Here is a 17,581-nt window from a genome sequence, read left to right as displayed (position 1 = left end):
TTATGGTATTAGTCGCCTTTCAGCAGATATTCAGGCACAGCACCTGAGCGCATTATTCACCAACCGTTCGGCACACTGCTCCGGGCGCGCAGCATCGTGCAGGATAAACCGACACTCCCTGATGGGCAGAGGCAGGTTGGGCGGTCTCCTGAGTACGGCGCTAATCAGTGGATCAGGCCCAGTCCAGTTGAATATCGCTTAACAGGTTCTCCAGTGCTCCGGCCGGCTGTTTACCCTGATCGGCCAGCGAAGGGGTGGGCCCTACGTCTCCTTTTCCAAATGGCGGACCGGTAACACGATTAGAGGCTCGGTTGAACCACCTGTCGCGACGACATCCGCAAACGGACAAGGTGACACCCTCCCGGCGGCCGGGCGGCCGGTCACAATCAACAGAAAAGCCAGCGCAGTGCCGGCTTATCAACGTGGGGAGAGGTCAGCGAATCAAGCTGACGTAGGTCTGCAACACGATCAGGTTGGTAATGTCGATAAAGAAGGCTCCTACCACCGGCACCACCATAAACGCCTGGGGCGAGGGGCCATGATGAGACACCAGCGACCCCATGTTCATCACCGCCGTGGGCGTGGCCCCCATACCAAATCCACAGTGGCCGCCGGAGATGATCGCCGCATCATAGTTGGCCCCCATCACCCTGAAAGTCACGAAGTAGGCAAACATCGCCAGAATGACCGTCTGGGCACAGAGGATCACCAGCATCGGAAGAGCCAGATCCAGCAACTCCCACAGTTTGAGACTCATCAGAGCCATCGCCAGGAACAGCGACAGGGAGATAGTGCCTAAGGCGTCGACGGTCTCATTGTTAATCTTGTAGATGCCGGTGCCTTCACACAGGTTGGTGATCACCACACCGACGAACAGTGCGTAGACGAAGTCAGGGATGCGCAGCCAATCGATGCCGAAACCATCCACATAGGCCTTGATATGGGCGGCACTGGCCACACAAAGCAACAGTATGAACAACACCTCAATGCTGTTTTTCGAGGTGATTCTGTCCTGTTCATGGTCGCTGTAGGTCACCAGATCCGGGTGTTCGATGTGGTGGTTCTCGCCCTCACCGAAGGAGGATTTGAGCGCGTGTTTGCGGATGAGCCTTTGAGCCACCGGGCCACCGATAATGCCGCCCATCACCAGACCAAAGGTGGCAGACGCCATGGACAGCTCCAGGGTCTGGAGGCCAAACTCACTGGCAAAGGTCTGGGCCCAGGCCGCACCGGTACCGTGTCCGCCGGACAGGGTTATGGATCCCACCACCAGTCCGAGCAGGGGATCCAGCCCAAGTAACGAGCTCAGCCCCACACCGACGCCGTTCTGAATCAGAATGAACACCGTGGCCAGGCCCAGGAACAGGAAAACTCTGGAGCCTCCCTGCGCCAGGAGTTTAAAGCTGGCCGCCAGTCCGACCGTGGCAAAGAACATCTTCATCAAGGTGCTCTTGACCGCCAGGCTGAACTGAAAGTCCATGCCCCAGCGATGAAGCAGGGCAATGATACCGGCCACGATCAGGCCACCCACGATGGGCTCCGGAATGTTATAGCGTCGCAGCACCTCCACCCGGCCATTGATAAAGTAGCCGAGGAATAGCACCACGATGGCGATCATCAGAGATTCCAGTTCGTTGATTACAATCACTGAGTTCATGAGTTCATCTTTTTAGTTTATTTGGAACTGCCCAACAGCCTTACCCTCGGGGCCGGTTGGTATCGGCGCCCTCAACGGGGATGTACTGATTGGAGTCGAAGGGATGACAGGTCCCCAAAGAGGCGATCAGCTTGTGTGGCTAACCAAAACCGCCATAGAAAAGGTGGAGATTTATTTCAATCATGACGGCAATTTTACCGTCTGGGCATTGGAAGGACTATCTTGCCAAATGACTGAAAATGCCTTAAGCGAGGGGCTTCCGGCTTGTTGGACATGTTGCGCCCAATCGGCATTTTGAGCCAATGCCAAACAGTTGCTAACGAACCGATACCAGTTCGCTGCTGAAATTGATGCGTCCAGAGAACGATTGCACCACCGGGGCAGAACTGACCAGCGCCCCGCAAAAAACCCAGCAAAACAGGAAATTTATCTTTATATACAGCATGATACCTGCCGCTTTTCTCGTGCCGCCCCCAATAAGCGCCGCCAGCAGGTGAACGGGCTGTTGCTGCCGGGTTGATAAAGCGGCGAGTGGCGGAAAAAACCCGACTCAGCTAACAGATCCTGTTTGCCTTCGGCCCAACCGGTTAGCATTTAACCAGCTTTCCGTGTTTTTTTACCAATACGCTCTGGGATTCCTACAGGACACTCCCGTTTGAGCAGCAAATTCGGGGCGCCGCACAACTTATTCACCGGGATTCTGATGCAATCGTGCCCAGCTGGCGTGCTGGGCGGGGGTCCAGTTCTCCCTGGGGGCAACGCCAGTCAGCATCGACAGCCAGAATCCGTCTCCTGGGTATCCGCGCCAGAAAGCGACCGCCTCTCGCCTCAGTCTTCCCACCTGTTCGAGACTCAAGTGGGAGTCATGGCGGCTGATGACCATCGCCGATGCGATGGCGGCAAAGCGGCGATCCTTGTCCAGGGTGAGCATCAGGAATTGAAACACCGCACCCCGCTGGTGCTGCAGGGAGCCGAGGTCCATCAGGAACAGGGTGAGGAGATGATCCGGTTCTGCCGCCTGGAGATAGAGGTCATTGTCGACAATTCTGTCCGCCACCTCGGCCCATTCAACCGACAGGCACCCCTGGTCGTTACACCATTGAGGGGGCGCTTCCCGCTCTTGCTGGAAAAAAACGAGCGCATACAGGCCGGCAGCCAACGCGAAGATCGCCAGGACAGCTTGCAGCCACCGCCCGAAGCTTGAGGGCATTCTCTGTATCCTCCAGATAGTTAGGCAATAGCACTCTAGATAGATAGCGACCTTGCCCCCGGGATCACTTTAATCTGCAACCGGTCCGATGGTGACAGCGGCCTGGGTAAACGGCCGACGACACGCAGCCAAACGAACAAGCCCAACCCCTGGCAGAGATCAGGCTCTAGAGTACGAAACGCGCTGAAGGTAACTGGTGTCCCGGATCGGACTTGAACCGGCACGCCGTTACCGGTGAGGGCATGTCACTCTTTTGAGCTCCCTGCCCCGTTTCATTTGGTTGCAGTCCCACAAGACATTCTTTGAAGAGGAAGGGAGTCGTCCGCCGATGTGTCGGCTCCGACGCGACGTCATGAAAGAACACTGGCGCCGCACCTTCCATGCCAAAGCCCAGGTCCGGCACGGTCGTGGGTTGCCCTCACAACCTGGAGGAGAATGGGAAATCGTCAAAATGAGGCGTTTGGCTAAACTGTACAAACAGCGCCGTGACGGCTATGTCAAAGGTGCAAGTTAAGCTGTCGCTTTCTACAGAGATCTCTACTTGTGGATACAAACTGATATGCCACATATCAATGAGCTTGAACTCTGTATCGAACTGATCAACTCTGCCAAGACGCCCGAAGAGGCGTTTTCGTACTTTTGCGCTATCCTGGCCGAAAGCGGCTATGACCGGATTACCTATAGCCTGGTCACTGACCACCCATCTCTGGGCCTTCCGAAACAACATGGCCTTGTGACCAGTTACCCCGAAGACTGGATGAGCTACTATAACGACCATAACTATATAAGCGTCGACCCGGTCGTACAAAAAGTGCTGACATCCAAGACCCCCTTCTTCTGGGGTGATCTAGTCGCCGATCCCAACTTGTCCCCCAAATCCAAGCTGTTGATGAATCAGGCCGCAGAGTCCGGGCTCAATTCAGGAATTGCCTTTTCTCTTCAAGGCGAACCCGGTGAAGTTGTCGGTATCGGCATAGCACGTAATGATTCATACCAGGAACCGAAGGACTATGACTTTCTGGCAAAGGCATACCTGTTGGCCACCTACTTTCATGAAACATATCGCGCTATGGTAATGAAGAAAGTGAATAACGCTCCCTTTGTGACTAACAGAGAGAAGGACGTGCTCTATTGGGGAGCAGAGGGAAAGACAGATCCGGAAATTGCAATCATCCTGGGCATTACCGTCAATACCATCCGCTTTCACTGGAAGAGTATATTCTCAAAGCTGAACGCCAGAGGCCGAAGCTATGCCATCACCAAATCAATCCGGCTTGGAATAATCGTGCCAGAACTGGTCCAGAGCCCCTACCGTTCCCGGTAGTACCACGACTCCGTAGCCGGTACTAGCATTCACATAATAGTGTTTTTGTATCAACTTCCATATGGCTCACCAATGGAACTGGCCTGCCTGTGTTCACTACGGAACTCGTTCAGGATAGGACACTACCATGAAACCCAAGATCGAAACTCGCGTAGCAAGGCTTCCAAAAGGAGTTGCGGCCAACAACTCAACCGCACCATTGGATGAAGCGGTGACCTCTCCATGGCGAGATGCAACAGAGTGGAATATGGCACTGGTTCCGGATGGCAGAGTTCCTGAGCAGACATCGCCTGCAGGCGAGCATCATCCAACTCTCAAAGCAGCCAGCACACTCATTATGCTAGCGGTCCTGATTCTAGTGCCCGTTGCGGCCCAGGCTGAAAGCTGGAACGACATATTGAAGAGTACGGCCAAAGAGATGCTCCAAGAGGAGCAGCGAAAACTTCTTGAGGAGGCAAACAAAAATAGTCAGCAGGACAGTATTTCGGCAGAACAGGAGCAATATGGGCACGATCCTTCGGAACCAATTATGCAGATAGAGACGCCTGCTGCCGGAAATAGCCTGGCACCTTACCAGATCAAGCGGATCCAACAACAGTTGCAAAGTCTAGGCTATGACCCGGGACCGCCCGATGGCGTAATGGGACAGAATACCTCTCAAGCGATCAAACAATTTGAGCAAGATTCTGGCCTACCGGTATCGGGGTTGCCCAGTCCTCGCGTGCTCATGGAAATAACGCGTGCACTTCAAGTTCCTAAATCGCCACCGGACAAAGATAGGCCAATTTACAAACCCAAACAGATTCATCAAATGACAACTGTTGAAGGCGAATTTTCAACAGCAAATTCAGAAGCCGAATGCAATGTTGCAGCTATGAAATGCATCAGTGTATCGCAGAGCAACTATTGTACTAAGCAAAACGAATTATGTATGAATAGATTTAAGAAGAAACTGTCGGATAGTCAAATCGAGCAAGAAGTTCAGGCTGTACTGTCGCAGTGCCGTTCCCAATCCTCCAGTAAGGTATACGATTGTGAGTGTAAAGCGAACGAATACCGCAGCTATCGCCGCGCAAACCGTATGGTCAGTGAGCACTACTATAACCAACCTTCATATTATGATAGCGACTTTTACGAGACCGACTGGGCGCCTCGATGTTATAAGCAGGATACGGCCTACCAGGCTGAATACGCCTCCTGTATGGAAAATCTGAAAGCGAATGCATATGCCCAAATGGTGATCAGGCAGGGGAAAGATGGCAGCGCCATTTGTCGATGCCAGGCGGAGGAACTGTCCCGGTTGCAAGCATCGAACACCAAGATCAATTCGCAGGCGATGCAAAACCAGAAAGCGCAGGTGATGAGCCGTTGCTATTGACGAACACAAATTCCCAGTCGGGTGGATTTCCCCCCTTGGAAACCGGGTGTGAAAAATGGGAAAGCCGTTCCAAGCGGCTTTTCTTTTTTAACGTTTAACGGCGCCCTGTCGAAATCGTCTACAGCTCACCTATCGCCCAATCAGCTTTCTTCCAAAGGCGCACTAGAACCATTCTGCGCCGCCTGTGCATGGCGACTCCACTGGCCACTGCGAAATCCTTCTAAGGACATTCACCCAGTTTACCGGCCGGGTGAGCGACCTGAAACGAAATCGATCCTAAGCACTTTCACATCTTGGCCTGGAGTCATCGACTCCGCGCTCCCGACTGTCACCGGGGCACCTCCCCTCCTCCCGTCAGTCCCAAGGATTCGGACGACACCGACCTGAACATATCACCAACAGGTTTCGGCCATCTCTCCAACACCACAAGGTGTTCATTGCCTGTCTAAAACATTGTGACAAGCCAATAAAAAAGGTTCATCGCGCATTACCAGGAAAAGCGGCTTTTATCTTCAAGAAGAAGTAATTGCTGTCCCGGTATCCGTAAGCCATGCGTTTGATGACCTTTATCTTGTTGTTCATTCCCTCGAGCTTGCAGGTATGCAGCCGGTAGGTAGCCGAGGCGAGGATGCCTTTGAGGTAGGGTTTGAGCTTCTTGGCGAAGCGGATAAGCGGTTCGATGCCACTCTCCATGACCTGCTGCCACCATAATCGCCACTGGCTCAGAGCATCATCGGGACTGTCGGCATACCACAGCTCCTTCAGTTGCTCCCGCATCAAGTACACAACCATCAGTGACCGGTTTTCGGCCAGCAACTCCTCCAGATAGGCATGCTGCCTGTCGGTCATCTTCTCCCGGTTCTTCAGCAGCACCCACCGACCTCGCTTCACCCTTCTTCTCGCCGGTTTGTCCTGCCTCAACTCGTTGGCTCGGTCCACCCGCACCCGTTCCACCACTTCCCGGCCATATTTGGCCACCACATGGAACAGGTCATACACCACCTCGGCATTGGGGCAATGCATCGCCACCTCCAGGTCGAAGGCAGTATTCATGTCCATGGCTACCGCTTCGATGTGCTGGCAGTGCTCCCCCAACTTCAGGAAGAACGGCCGTATCGCCTCTCGGCTGCGGCCCTCACCGACCCACAGCACCTGGTGGGTGTCGGCATCGGCGATAACAGTGGCATAGCGGTGGCCCTTGAACAGGGCGAACTCGTCCATGACCAGACGCCTTACCTGACTCCAGTCTGGCTCGGTGACCTCCCGGGTCAGGCGCCGTTTATCCAGGCGTTTAAGGGTGTGCCAGTGCAAACCGGTCATCTCATTAACGTGTTTGATGGGCATCAATTTAAGCAGTCGCTCGACGTACTGGATAAGCCGGTTGGTCTGGCGAGCATGGGGCTCCAGCCAGGAGAGGCGTTCAGTGACCACGCCACAATCAGAACAGCGTAGTCGGCGCAGCGGCAGAGACAGCAAAGTCTGGTAACCGAAAACCTCACGCTCCTGAATCGTGCGGGGAGTGACATCATGAATCTGACTAACGACTTGGCCACAGCGGCATCGACCAGAGCTCGTGGGGGTTAAATGGATGGTAAGAGTATCGTGGTGGAGCTCGGTGTGAGTGGGGGAAAACCCTTCCCACGGTGAGATAGGCAAGGTAAGCTTCGGCATTGAGAACGGCTGGTGGTTATGGTGTTTGTTTGGCGACTACACAATAACCTTTCCAGCCGTTTTCGTATCTAGTTCCCGCTAATGTGCGAAGAACCATAAAAAAGCCCAACCCCCTGAGGAAATTGAGCTTTAGAGCACGAAACGTGCTGAGAGTATATGGTGCCCCGGGCCGGACTTGAACCGGCACGCTGTTACCAGCGAGGGATTTTAAATCCCTTGTGTCTACCAATTTCACCACCAGGGCAAGGGAGATACAGACGGCTTGGGCCGTCTCTAGTCCCGAAAGTGGAGGCGCGTCCCGGACGTCGATTGGAAGTCCATGAATCTACGTCCACGGATTGCCATTCCGGATACCGCCTCTGTAAAGGCCTTTATCAGGTCTTTACGAAAAAGTGGAGGCGCGTCCCGGAGTCGAACCGAGGTCCACGGATTTGCAATCCGCTGCATAGCCACTCTGCCAACGCGCCAGTTGTTCCCTGTTTCGGAACGCTGTGTATTCTACTTAAACCCCCAGATCGGTCAATAACCTTTTGAGCCTTATGAGGTTAAGTGCTGGCAATTTACCCAAAACCCAAGCCGGCCGAGTTATCCGTGGGCAACCAGGTCCTTCCAGGCGGCTTTCAGGTACACCAGCATTGACCACAGGGTCAGTGCCGTAGCCACGTACAGCATCACCATGGACACGTTGATCACCCACTCATTGTAATGGGTGATCAGGCCGGTGATCGCCATCATCTGGGCCGCAGTCTTAAACTTTCCGATCCAGGAGACCGCCACACTGGAGCGCTTGCCCAGCTCGGCCATCCACTCCCTCAGGGCCGAAATGACAATTTCTCTGCCGATCATGATGATCGCGGCGATGGTCATCCAGATGGAGCCTTCATAGCTCTGCACCAGCACCACCAGGGCACTGGCCACCATCACCTTGTCCACCACAGGATCCAGGAAGGCGCCAAAGGGGGTAGTCTGATTCAGCCTGCGCGCCAGATAGCCATCCAACGCATCGGTGAAGGAAGCCAGGACGAAGATCCCCGCCGCCGTCATGTAGGCGTATTGCCAGGGGAGATAGTAAAAAACCAGGAAAAACGGGATCAGTATGAGCCGTAACAGTGTGAGTATATTTGGAATATTCAAGGTCAAAACAAACGCCCTAGCCGGCCCACTTCAGCCGTCAATCATGCCGAAAACCGATCAATCGCGCAACGCATCACGAATCTTTTGTGCCAGTTCTGCGCTAATTCCTGGCACTTTGCCTATTTCCTCGACACTGGCGCGCTTGAGCTCCTGCATTCCCCCCAGATATTTCAGCAGCGCCTGACGCCGCTTGGTGCCGATGCCCGGGATCTGCTCCAGGGTGGACTGGGATCTCGCCTTACCCCTGGCCGCCCGGTGGCCGCTGATGGCGAAGCGGTGGGCCTCGTCACGAATATGCTGGATCAGGTGCAGCGCCGGCGAGTCGGCAGGCAGATCGATCACCTCGCGGGTAAAGCCGACAAACAAGGTTTCCAGGCCGGGTTTACGTCCCTCCCCCTTGGCCACACCGATCACCAGGGGCGGCGCTATCCCCTTGGGGCTCAGGGTCTCCTCCAGGATCGTTTCCGCCTGGGTTAGCTGGCCACGGCCGCCATCAATAAACAGGATGGTGGGCAGGTTGGCCCTATCGGTAACCTTCTCGAAGCGGCGCTTGAGCGCCTGAGCCATCGCCGCGTAATCATCCCCGGGGGTGATGCCGTCGATCTTGTAGCGGCGATACTCCTTCTTGGCCGGCCCCTCGCCGTCAAACACTACGCAGCTGGCAACGGTTCGCTCGCCCATGGTGTGGCTGATGTCGAAGCACTCCATCCGGGTTATGGGGTGGGTCAACTCCAGGACCTCGTTCAACAGCCGGTAGCGATCGGCAATGGTGGACTTGTGGGCCACCCGGCTGGCCAGGGCCGTGGCGGCATTGGTGGCCGCCAGCCTCTGGAACTGGGCACGGTCACTGCGCACCGAGTGCTTGAGGCGCACCTTGTGACCACAGCGCTGCGCTATTGCTTGCTGCAACACCTCGACATCGGCCAGTTCATGGGGCAGGATAATCTCAGCGGGGACCTGGCGCTCCTCGCCGCCGCCCAGATAGAACTGCATCAGGAAGGAGGCAAGCAGTTCCTCTCTTCCGGTATCCGACGGCAGTTTCGGGAAGTAGCTGCGGCTGCCGAGGATCTTGCCCTCCCGAATAAACAACATGTGGCAACAGGCCATCCCCTTGTCCACCGACACCCCGAGAATGTCCATCGCCCCCAGGCTGCCGTGCACCCCCTGCTGCTCCTGGACGGTGCGCATCGCCTGGATCTGGTCCCGGTACAGCGCCGCCTTCTCGAACTTCAGCTCGGCACTGGCCCGCTCCATCCACTTGACCAGTTGCTCAATCACCTGCAGGTTCTTGCCCTGGAGAAACAGGGTCGCCATCTTCACCTGCTCGGCGTACTCCTGGTCGTCTATCTTACCCACGCAGGGGGCACTGCAACGCTTCAGCTGATACTGCAGGCAGGGCCGCGACCGGGCCCTGTAGTAGCTGTCCTCACACTGGCGGATCGGAAACAGCTTCTGCATCAGGTGCAGGCTATCGCGAACGGCACCGCCGTTGGGGAAGGGGCCGAAGTAACGCCCCTTGGCGCGACGCGGGCCCCGATGGAATCCCAGCTTGGGGTGACGATGATCCGATAGGAAGATATAGGGGTAGGACTTGTCATCGCGCAGCAGGACGTTGTACCTGGGCATATACAACTTGATGTAGTCGTGCTCCAGGATCAATGCCTCGGTTTCGGTGTGGGTCACCGTCACTTCGATATGGCCAATCTGCGCCACCAGGGCCTGGGTCTTGGCGTCGGGGAGTTGAGTTCGGAAATAGGAGCTGAGACGCTTCTTGAGATTTTTGGCCTTGCCAACATAGATGACGGTCCCGCCCGGCGCATCATACATCCGATAAACGCCGGGTTGGGAGGTGACCGCCTTCAGGAAGGCCCTGGAATCAAATTGTGTGTCGGACATTGAGCTGGTATTCAGAGTTTCTCTGCGTCCAGCATACCATAGCGAATGGCCAGGCGGGTCAGCTCCACGTCTCCGCCGATGTTGAGCTTCTGAAACAGCCGGTAACGGTAACTGTTCACCGTCTTGGGGCTCAGGTTGAGGCTGTCGGAGATGTCGCTCACCTTCTGACCTGAGGTGATCATCATCATGATCTGCAACTCACGCTCCGACAGGTCATCGAAGGGGTTGTCCTCGGTCTTAAACTTGTTCAACGCCATCTGCTGGGCGATCTGCGGCGACAGGTAACGCTGACCACAGGCCACCTGGCGAATCGCCTGCACCATCTCGGCGGGCGGTGCGTTCTTGGTCAGGTAACCGGCGGCACCGGCCTGCATCACCTTGGTGGGGAACGGCTCCTCGGTGTGGATGGTCAGAACGATGATCTTGGCGTCCGGATTAAAACGCAGTATCTTGCGGGTCGCTTCCAGGCCGCCGATGCCGGGCATATTCATGTCCATGAGAATGACGTCAGCGTGGTTCTTTCGGCACCAGTTTACGGCAACCTCCCCGTCTTCCGCCTCACCGACCACCTTGATGCCACGCTCATCGTCCAGAATTCGACGGATCCCGGTACGGACCAGTGCGTGGTCATCAACTAGATAGATATGGATCAAACTCCATCCCCTTCATGCAAACGATATTCGCAGTCTATAACAACCTTTCGATAATACTGCATTGTAGGCCGTAATCAAGCAAATACTCAGACCTGACAGCCGGAGGCTGTACGCATTTGTTTCCGAGTAACACACTGATTTATGGCAAATAAATATTCAAACGGCGTACTGTTGCCACCCTTATCCCTCCCGGGTTTTCAGGCACTCCGCGTTATGCCTGAATAAAGCCAGCTTATCAGGGAATGTTGACAATGGAATTCCCTTTTGAGCCCGGCGGCGGCGCCGGTGGCAATATCGCACCTTCACCATGGCCAATGGCTTACTGCGGCGGAGCCAGGCCGGAGGGAGATGGCGGCTTCCCCTACCCGGCAACCACTCGCTCTGTTTGTGTGCTGTCGATCCCACCCCACCCTCTTCTGTGGTCGATTCCCGGCGCGTTTAACATTAAACTTGGCTGAAAACGAATAATGAGGAACGCACCATGCCGCAGATGCTGCACACCATGATCCGGGTTGGTGACCTGGATCGCTCCATCAAGTTCTACACTGAGGTCCTGGGCATGACCCTGCTGCGCCAATCGGTCAACGAGGAGTACAAGTACACCTTGGCCTTTGTCGGATTTGGCGAAGAGAGAGAGGGTCACGCCGTCGTTGAACTGACCTATAACTGGGGCGTCGAAGAGTACGAGATGGGCAACGCGTTCGGCCACCTGGCCCTGGGTTTTGAAGACATCTACAGCGCCTGCGACAAGATCAAGGCGGCCGGAGGTGAGGTCACCCGGGAACCCGGCCCGGTACTGGGCGGCAATACCCACATCGCCTTCGTGCGCGATCCCGATGGCTACATGATCGAACTCATTCAGATGAGTCAAGCCTCCGCTGGCCTGGACAACTAATTTATTTGGCCCGGTCGACCGGGCCCTTTCCGATGAATCACGACCCCCGTCTGCGCCAGTTAGAGCGCTGCAACCCCGGTGCCTTTAGACTGGACAGCCGGGCCATTGAGCCCAATGATGCCTTCGTCTGCCGTCAGGGCCTGGAAATCGACAGCCACCAGTTCGCCCGGAACGCCGTTGAAGCCGGAGCCGGCCTGGTGATCGCCAACAGGGAACTGACTCTGCCGGTCCCCTGCGTCGTCACATCGGGCTTTGCCGACACCCTGGCACTGATCAATCGCTACCTGGACTACCCTGGGGATCATCTCAGCCAGGTTGGCGTCACCGGCACCAACGGCAAGACCACCGTGGCCTTCGGTCTCTATCAGTTGCTGGATGAGATCGCGCCCAGTTGCTATACCGGCACCCTGGGCAGCCTTTATCAGCAGTTTCTGACCCCGGGCATCAATACCACCCCCGATGCCCTGACCCTGCTGTCCCGGTTTGACACCCTGAAGCGCCTGGGGCTGACGCACCACGTAATGGAGGTGTCCAGTCACGCCCTGGCCCAGGACCGGGTGGATCATATCGCCTTCGACTGTACGGTGTTCACCAATATCACCGAAGACCATCTCGACTTCCACGGCAATCGCGACAACTACATTCAGGCCAAACTCAGGCTGCTGGACAGACTGAAGCCGAATGGGCGGGCCGTGGTCAACCTGGATGACCCCAGCGCCAACATGGTACTTGACCGCTGCCGCCATCGGGGCCCGGCCCTGACCTACAGCCGGCAGGATCCCCGGGCCGACCTGTATGCCGAGGGGGTTCGCAGTTGGTTGACTGGCAGCGAGTTTCGCCTGCACTACCGCGGCCAAAGCCACTGGTGCCGGCTTCCCCTGCCCTTCGAGTTCAACGTCGACAACGCGTTGGCGATGCTGGGGGCGGGTGTGAGCCTGGGTCACCCCCTGCCCCGGCTGCTGTCCCGTCTCGGCAAGTTGTCGCCTGTGCCTGGCCGCTCCCATTGCGTCACTCTGAGCCAGAAACGCTGCGTGGTGATCGACTATGCCCACAACCCGTCCAGCCTGATCACCCTGATCGGTCAGGCCAGGCGCGGCTGTGAGGGGGAGATTCATACCCTGCTTGGGGTGACCGGGGACCGGCTCGAGGAAGCATCCAACCTGGGGCGGGCGGCACTGACACTGTCGGATCACTGCTATTTCACCGCTGACAACCCCCTTGGCGTCCCCCTTGCCACCTTGCTGGACGCCATGGACCCCCAGGCACACGCCCTCAGGGTTGAGGACCGAGCCGAGGCGATCGGCATCGCCCTCTCCCGACTCAAGCCCGGCGATACCCTGCTCCTGTGTGGCAAGGGGGAGGAGCGGTACCAGTACCTGAGTGCGGATAAGAGTTGCCCGGCGCCCTATCCAGGAGACGATCAGGTGGTAGCAAGCTGGCTGACGACTCAGTAGCCCCGGGAAGAGCGCCTGAACACCTCTTGCCCATCGATGCGGATCACCACCGACGGCCAAAACAGCTGATAGGTGATCTCCGCTTCTATCCCGGCGTCCGCGACGCGGCCCACCAATCGCTGACAGGCAGGAAGGCCAAACAGCGCCCCGTTTCTGTCCTGCAGGGCATCATCCACATAGAGGCGACTCCCGGCCGCCCAGGTAGAACTGACTTTGATGGTGCTTCCCTGCCACTCCAGGGACCACTGATGAGCCATGCTGTCTCTCCGCCTTGTTTGCCTGCACCAGTCTACCCCGATTTCTGTCCGCACCAAGATACGGGAAAGGTGATTGAGCAGAGTTTCTCCATCGATAAAAATCTTCACCCCGGCCGGCGATATCAGATGACAACAACCATGAGTGTGTGGACAATAGCCCTGAAATTCCTAACCAGTCCGTCACTGCGGTGACATTTGAGGTCTGTATGGCAACACTTGCCGATAAGAAAGATTATTCGCTCTATTCCAATGCTTTTGGCTTTTTGCGCCGTCCGCTTGAGTTCCGCCCCGCCGAGTCCGATGCCGACTGGGTGATCACCGGGGTACCCTTCGATCTGGCCACCACCGGACGCCCAGGCAGCCGCAACGGCCCTGACGCCCTGCGCCGTGCTTCGGTCAACCTGGCCTGGGAGGATCAGCGCTTCCCCTGGCGTTTCGCCCTCGAGGAGAGGATCAAGGTGGTTGACTGCGGCGATCTCGTCTTCGACTGCGGTGACGCCGAGCAGCTGGTCCAGGGACTGGAGGCTCACGCCACCCGCCTGCTCAAGGCCGGAAAGAGAATGCTGACCTTTGGCGGGGATCATTTCGTTACCCTGCCCCTGTTGCGCGCCCACGCCAACCATTTTGGCAAGCTGGCGCTGGTTCACTTCGACGCCCATACCGACACCTACAGCATGGGCAGCCGTTACGACCACGGCACCATGTTCTACCATGCCCCCAAGGAGGGGCTAGTGGATACGGCGCACAGCATCCAGGTGGGAATCCGCACCGAGTACGGCTACGATGACCATCCATTCCAGGTCCTTCATGCCGATGAAGCCAACGACCTGGATCCCAAGGCGATCGCAGAGATGATCCGCAATCGGGTCGGCGACCTGCCGGTTTATCTGACCTTCGACATCGACTGCCTGGACCCGGCCTTTGCCCCGGGCACCGGTACCCCGGTGTGCGGTGGACTCAATACCGACCGGGTGCTGAAGATCTTCCGCGCACTGGCCGGCCTGAATATTGTCGGCATGGACCTCGTAGAAGTGGCCCCCGCCTACGACCAGAGTGAGATCACCGCCCTGGCCGGTGCCACTCTGGCGACGGAGATGCTGCACCTGGTGGCCTCCACCAAGTAAGATCAGCCCCTTAGGGGAGAGGCTCCTCCCCTAAGGTTTGCTGAACCGCTGCCCCGGCGGACCTGTCCTCCCGGTTGTCACTGAGGTATGCTGAAACAGTTTCCCTTCAGGAGCCTGCTGAATGTCTCAGACGCGACCCTCCATCTTCTATCTCGATTTTCTCCGCTGTATTGCGGCCATCGCCGTGGTCCTGATCCACGTACTGGGCCCATGGCGGCACCTGTGGGGTCTGGCCCCGATGGATCAATGGATGGCGGCAACCGGTTACAACGCCCTGTCCCGCTGGGCGGTACCGGTATTCATGATGATCACCGGTGCCCTGCTGCTGTCAGACAATCGGCCCTTTGTCTTTAAGGACTACATAAGCCGCCGATTACTCAAGGTTGTGGTCCCCTTCATCGGATGGACCCTAATTTATTCAATCGCTTCGGGCTGGACTCAAACAGGCTTTTCCCAAGAACTCTTCACCGAAACCCTGACCGGATCACCTCGGGAACCCGCCTGGTATCATCTCTGGTTTTTTTACGATTTTATCCCGCTCTATTTTGTGATTCCTCTGCTCGGGCCTATTTTGGCCAAGCTGGACAGGGAACGCATCAAGTTGATTATCTGCGCATGGATGTTACTCACCCTGATGCATTGGCTTCATGTGGATACGCCACTGAGACAGAATTTAATTCTCTACAGCGGATATCTGATTCTTGGCTGGTTCCTGTTCAACCGTGACAATAACAACGAAGTAAAGTGGTGGGTTCTTGCCGGTTGCCTGGCATTGATGATTAATGTCACCGGAAGTTGGTGGTTCTCCGAACTGAAACGAGGCTACAGCGCCTATTTTATGGGATACAAATCCCTCAATACCGTTGTTATCGCCGCCATGCTGTTTGTGGTCGCTCAAAAATATGCCGACCGCATTCAGGGCCCTCTGAGGCGTGGCATCAGCCTTGTCGCACGATACAGCCTGGGGATCTACCTGATCCATCCCCTGCTGCTGATCCCGGTCAGAGACCTGACCAAAGGCGTATACGGCTGGTTCGGCAGCAACTGGGTGGGACTGCCAGTCATCACCCTGGCGACCCTGTTATGCGCCCTGCTGCTCACCATGCTTCTGGCCAAGATTCCTCTTGTGAAGCGACTGGTCCCCTGACGAAAAAAGCCCGGCCAATTTGAGCCGGGCTTTTATGACAGCGGTTTAAGATAGAATAATCAGTTATCTATTATTTCAGTTTCGCAACTTGGAATATCTTATTTAAATTTAGTTCTTGGTGAACTTTAGACGTACTTACCCTGCTCAATCTCACCTTCGCGCACATCAAAAGCACGGCATATAGAGGCTTCTTGAGCACTGCTGGTTGCTTCCCTTTCCAGCTTTTCCGTCATTAATTCCAGCGTATCTAAAGTTCTGGCCTTGCGAAGTTTGAAGAGATAATCCATCTCCTCTTCGTTCAATTGCTCTAGTCTAATTCTCATTGAATCTGCTTCTGAAAGGACGGGCCCGTCCGCTTACGCATCTCTGTCCCGATAGGAAACAATCAAAGTAAGTATACCACCATTTTTGTCAGGCTTGATGATTTTAATATGAACGCCACTCAGGGTAAAGCCGCTGGCAGACGACTCTTTATCAAGGTTTTACTCCGTCGTCACGGACAAGGCATCCCGCCCGACGGCGGCCACCTGCCATTTCAGTAACAGTTACTTTACCTATTTAGTTCACAAAAAAGGCAGTTGGAGGGTATATGAGCAAAGCCCCGGCCGAATCGGTGATCCCCTTCAAGTTATCCCGGCGTCGCCTTTGGCTATCATGGAGTTGTCGACCTAGGGATGAACCGCTGGAGAGTAAATGAGCAACACACTTATCGCCTATTCCACCGATAAGGGGCAGACACTGAAGATCTGCAACAAGATTAAGGCGCAGCTTGAGAAGCGGGGCGAGGTCGTGTCGTTGCACAACATGGCAGACGGCGACATCGACCTGTCCCCTTTCGACAAGGTCCTCATCGGTGCCAGCATCAAGCACGGCAAACACTCGCATCGTGTCTTCAAGTTCATCAATGAGAAGCAGCCTCAGTTGGAGGCGAAGCCCTCCGGCTTCTTCTCGGTGTCTCTGGTCGCCCGAAAGCCCGGTAAGGACAGCCCGGAAACCAACCCCTACATGCAAGCCTTCCTCAAACGCATCGCCTGGGTGCCCGATTTCATGGAAGTGTTTGGCGGTATGGTCGATTACCAGCGTTACAACTTCTTTGACCGCCACATCATCCGCTTTATCATGCACATCACCAAGGGTCCGACCAACCTGGACGCCTGCATCGAGTACACCGACTGGGACAAGGTAGAACGCTTCTCTCGCCGAGTAGCCAGCTACTGACAACAAGGAGGGGCACGCTTTGGGCCTGCTGTCGCAACTAATGGAGAAGCTGCACGTACTGCTGGCACTGCTGGCAATCTGGCTGCTCTCCACCTCTGGCCAGGTGCATCTAGCCAGCCGAATCCACCCCAATGCCGGAGCATGGGACTACAACCACATTATTCTGGGTGCCATCACCGCGCTGATGAGCCTGCTGTTCCTGGTTAAATGCTGTCGCCACGGCCAGTGGCGGCTCTACTTCGGTTGGTGCACCGGCCAGTTGGCGCCCATCATCAAAGATCTCAAGAAACTCGGAAGCCGGCAACTGCCCGCAGCCGGCTCCCCGGGCCTGCTGACCTTTATCGAGGGGATTGGCCTGCTACTGATGGCCGCCATCGGCCTGACCGGCCTTGCCTGGCTGGCAACCCAGGGAACCGGTATGGCGATGACCTGGCGCAGCTGGCACATTCTGCTCAGCGAAGGGCTGATCTGGTACCTGATCCTGCATGCCGTCGCCTCCTTCAGCCACTTCCTGGAACTGATCCGATAACCCAGAGCTCCTGACAAAGCCGGGTTTATTCCGG

At 56.2% G+C, this 17,581-nt stretch carries 16 protein-coding genes and 2 tRNA genes; 8 read left to right on the top strand and 10 right to left on the bottom strand.

The window, feature by feature from the left end; all coding sequences use genetic code 11:
* Positions 1-433 precede the first annotated feature (433 nt).
* Entirely contained in the window at positions 434-1,657 is a 1,224-nt protein-coding gene (gene gltS, locus FCL40_RS04035) for a sodium/glutamate symporter (RefSeq protein WP_136851620.1), read from the bottom strand.
* 685 nt (positions 1,658-2,342) lie between these two features.
* A complete protein-coding gene (locus FCL40_RS04030) occupies positions 2,343-2,867 on the bottom strand; it encodes a hypothetical protein (protein ID WP_136851618.1) in 525 nt (174 codons plus the stop codon).
* A gap of 559 nt (positions 2,868-3,426) precedes the next feature.
* Here FCL40_RS04030 and FCL40_RS04025 point away from each other — a divergent pair.
* Together FCL40_RS04025 and FCL40_RS04020 are read left to right on the top strand one after the other, a co-directional pair.
* Positions 3,427-4,191 (top strand): helix-turn-helix transcriptional regulator, encoded by a 765-nt coding sequence (locus FCL40_RS04025; protein WP_136851616.1) that lies wholly within the window; start codon positions 3,427-3,429, stop codon positions 4,189-4,191.
* 127 nt (positions 4,192-4,318) lie between these two features.
* Positions 4,319-5,569, top strand: coding sequence for a peptidoglycan-binding domain-containing protein (locus FCL40_RS04020; protein ID WP_205729082.1), 1,251 nt, complete (start codon positions 4,319-4,321; stop codon positions 5,567-5,569).
* A gap of 477 nt (positions 5,570-6,046) precedes the next feature.
* On the opposite strand, the gene FCL40_RS04015 is transcribed toward FCL40_RS04020, so the two are convergent.
* The 6 genes from FCL40_RS04015 to uvrY all read right to left on the bottom strand — a co-directional run bounded on the left by FCL40_RS04015 (position 6,047) and on the right by uvrY (position 10,923).
* The gene (locus FCL40_RS04015; protein WP_407644136.1) at positions 6,047-7,240 is read right to left on the bottom strand and encodes an ISL3 family transposase; all 1,194 of its coding nucleotides are present in this window, start codon (positions 7,238-7,240) and stop codon (positions 6,047-6,049) included.
* Positions 7,241-7,397: 157 nt separating this feature from the next.
* Positions 7,398-7,484 (bottom strand) — tRNA-Leu (locus FCL40_RS04010).
* Between the two features lie 149 nt (positions 7,485-7,633).
* Positions 7,634-7,707 (bottom strand) — tRNA-Cys (locus tag FCL40_RS04005).
* Positions 7,708-7,825: 118 nt separating this feature from the next.
* Positions 7,826-8,380 (bottom strand): CDP-diacylglycerol--glycerol-3-phosphate 3-phosphatidyltransferase, encoded by a 555-nt coding sequence (gene pgsA, locus FCL40_RS04000; protein ID WP_136851614.1) that lies wholly within the window; start codon positions 8,378-8,380, stop codon positions 7,826-7,828.
* Between the two features lie 51 nt (positions 8,381-8,431).
* Positions 8,432-10,270 carry an excinuclease ABC subunit UvrC gene (gene uvrC, locus FCL40_RS03995; RefSeq protein ID WP_136851612.1) on the bottom strand — a complete coding sequence of 613 codons (1,839 nt, stop codon included), beginning with the start codon at positions 10,268-10,270 and terminating at the stop codon, positions 8,432-8,434.
* Between the two features lie 11 nt (positions 10,271-10,281).
* Positions 10,282-10,923: a UvrY/SirA/GacA family response regulator transcription factor gene (gene uvrY, locus FCL40_RS03990; protein ID WP_136851610.1), complete on the bottom strand. Its 642-nt coding sequence runs from the start codon at positions 10,921-10,923 to the stop codon at positions 10,282-10,284.
* A gap of 481 nt (positions 10,924-11,404) precedes the next feature.
* Here uvrY and gloA point away from each other — a divergent pair, with 481 nt between their 5' ends.
* Together gloA and FCL40_RS03980 are read left to right on the top strand one after the other, a co-directional pair.
* The gene (gene gloA, locus FCL40_RS03985) at positions 11,405-11,818 is read left to right on the top strand and encodes a lactoylglutathione lyase (protein ID WP_136851608.1); all 414 of its coding nucleotides are present in this window, start codon (positions 11,405-11,407) and stop codon (positions 11,816-11,818) included.
* A 32-nt stretch (positions 11,819-11,850) separates the two neighbouring features.
* The gene (locus FCL40_RS03980; RefSeq protein ID WP_136851606.1) at positions 11,851-13,272 is read left to right on the top strand and encodes a Mur ligase family protein; all 1,422 of its coding nucleotides are present in this window, start codon (positions 11,851-11,853) and stop codon (positions 13,270-13,272) included.
* Here FCL40_RS03980 and FCL40_RS03975 read toward each other — a convergent pair.
* Positions 13,266-13,529 (bottom strand): hypothetical protein, encoded by a 264-nt coding sequence (locus tag FCL40_RS03975; protein ID WP_136851604.1) that lies wholly within the window; start codon positions 13,527-13,529, stop codon positions 13,266-13,268. The genes FCL40_RS03980 and FCL40_RS03975 overlap by 7 nt on opposite strands.
* Positions 13,530-13,735: 206 nt before the next feature.
* Between FCL40_RS03975 and speB the strand changes: the two genes are divergently transcribed.
* Complete coding sequence (gene speB, locus FCL40_RS03970; RefSeq protein WP_136851602.1) at positions 13,736-14,653, top strand: agmatinase; 918 nt, start codon at positions 13,736-13,738, stop codon at positions 14,651-14,653.
* Positions 14,654-14,774: 121 nt separating this feature from the next.
* A complete protein-coding gene (locus FCL40_RS03965; protein WP_136851600.1) occupies positions 14,775-15,800 on the top strand; it encodes an acyltransferase in 1,026 nt (341 codons plus the stop codon).
* Between the two features lie 125 nt (positions 15,801-15,925).
* Here the strand turns inward: FCL40_RS03965 and FCL40_RS03960 are convergent, their stop codons facing one another.
* Entirely contained in the window at positions 15,926-16,123 is a 198-nt protein-coding gene (locus FCL40_RS03960; RefSeq protein WP_136851598.1) for a hypothetical protein, read from the bottom strand.
* 370 nt (positions 16,124-16,493) lie between these two features.
* Here FCL40_RS03960 and hemG point away from each other — a divergent pair, with 370 nt between their 5' ends.
* The gene (hemG, locus tag FCL40_RS03955) at positions 16,494-17,018 is read left to right on the top strand and encodes a menaquinone-dependent protoporphyrinogen IX dehydrogenase (RefSeq protein WP_136851596.1); all 525 of its coding nucleotides are present in this window, start codon (positions 16,494-16,496) and stop codon (positions 17,016-17,018) included.
* 19 nt (positions 17,019-17,037) lie between these two features.
* Entirely contained in the window at positions 17,038-17,547 is a 510-nt protein-coding gene (locus tag FCL40_RS03950; RefSeq protein WP_136851594.1) for a cytochrome b/b6 domain-containing protein, read from the top strand.
* Positions 17,548-17,581: the final 34 nt, after the last annotated feature.

Source organism: Ferrimonas sediminicola, assembly GCF_005116715.1.
Lineage (GTDB): Bacteria > Pseudomonadota > Gammaproteobacteria > Enterobacterales > Shewanellaceae > Ferrimonas > Ferrimonas sediminicola.
Note: the sequence above shows the minus strand (reverse complement) of the source record. Positions and strands in the feature narration are given on the sequence as shown.

Bases quoted from the DNA above. Each gene is read 5' to 3' on its own strand.
- gltS (WP_136851620.1), bottom strand. From the start codon at position 1,657: ATGAACTCAGTGATTGTAATCAACGAACTGGAATCTCTGATGATCGCC.
- FCL40_RS04030 (WP_136851618.1), bottom strand. From the start codon at position 2,867: ATGCCCTCAAGCTTCGGGCGGTGGCTGCAAGCTGTCCTGGCGATCTTC.
- FCL40_RS04025 (WP_136851616.1), top strand. From the start codon at position 3,427: ATGCCACATATCAATGAGCTTGAACTCTGTATCGAACTGATCAACTCT.
- FCL40_RS04020 (WP_205729082.1), top strand. From the start codon at position 4,319: ATGAAACCCAAGATCGAAACTCGCGTAGCAAGGCTTCCAAAAGGAGTT.
- FCL40_RS04015 (WP_407644136.1), bottom strand. From the start codon at position 7,240: ATGCCGAAGCTTACCTTGCCTATCTCACCGTGGGAAGGGTTTTCCCCC.
- uvrC (WP_136851612.1), bottom strand. From the start codon at position 10,270: ATGTCCGACACACAATTTGATTCCAGGGCCTTCCTGAAGGCGGTCACC.
- gloA (WP_136851608.1), top strand. From the start codon at position 11,405: ATGCCGCAGATGCTGCACACCATGATCCGGGTTGGTGACCTGGATCGC.
- FCL40_RS03980 (WP_136851606.1), top strand. From the start codon at position 11,851: ATGAATCACGACCCCCGTCTGCGCCAGTTAGAGCGCTGCAACCCCGGT.
- FCL40_RS03975 (WP_136851604.1), bottom strand. From the start codon at position 13,529: ATGGCTCATCAGTGGTCCCTGGAGTGGCAGGGAAGCACCATCAAAGTC.
- speB (WP_136851602.1), top strand. From the start codon at position 13,736: ATGGCAACACTTGCCGATAAGAAAGATTATTCGCTCTATTCCAATGCT.
- FCL40_RS03965 (WP_136851600.1), top strand. From the start codon at position 14,775: ATGTCTCAGACGCGACCCTCCATCTTCTATCTCGATTTTCTCCGCTGT.
- FCL40_RS03960 (WP_136851598.1), bottom strand. From the start codon at position 16,123: ATGAGAATTAGACTAGAGCAATTGAACGAAGAGGAGATGGATTATCTC.
- hemG (WP_136851596.1), top strand. From the start codon at position 16,494: ATGAGCAACACACTTATCGCCTATTCCACCGATAAGGGGCAGACACTG.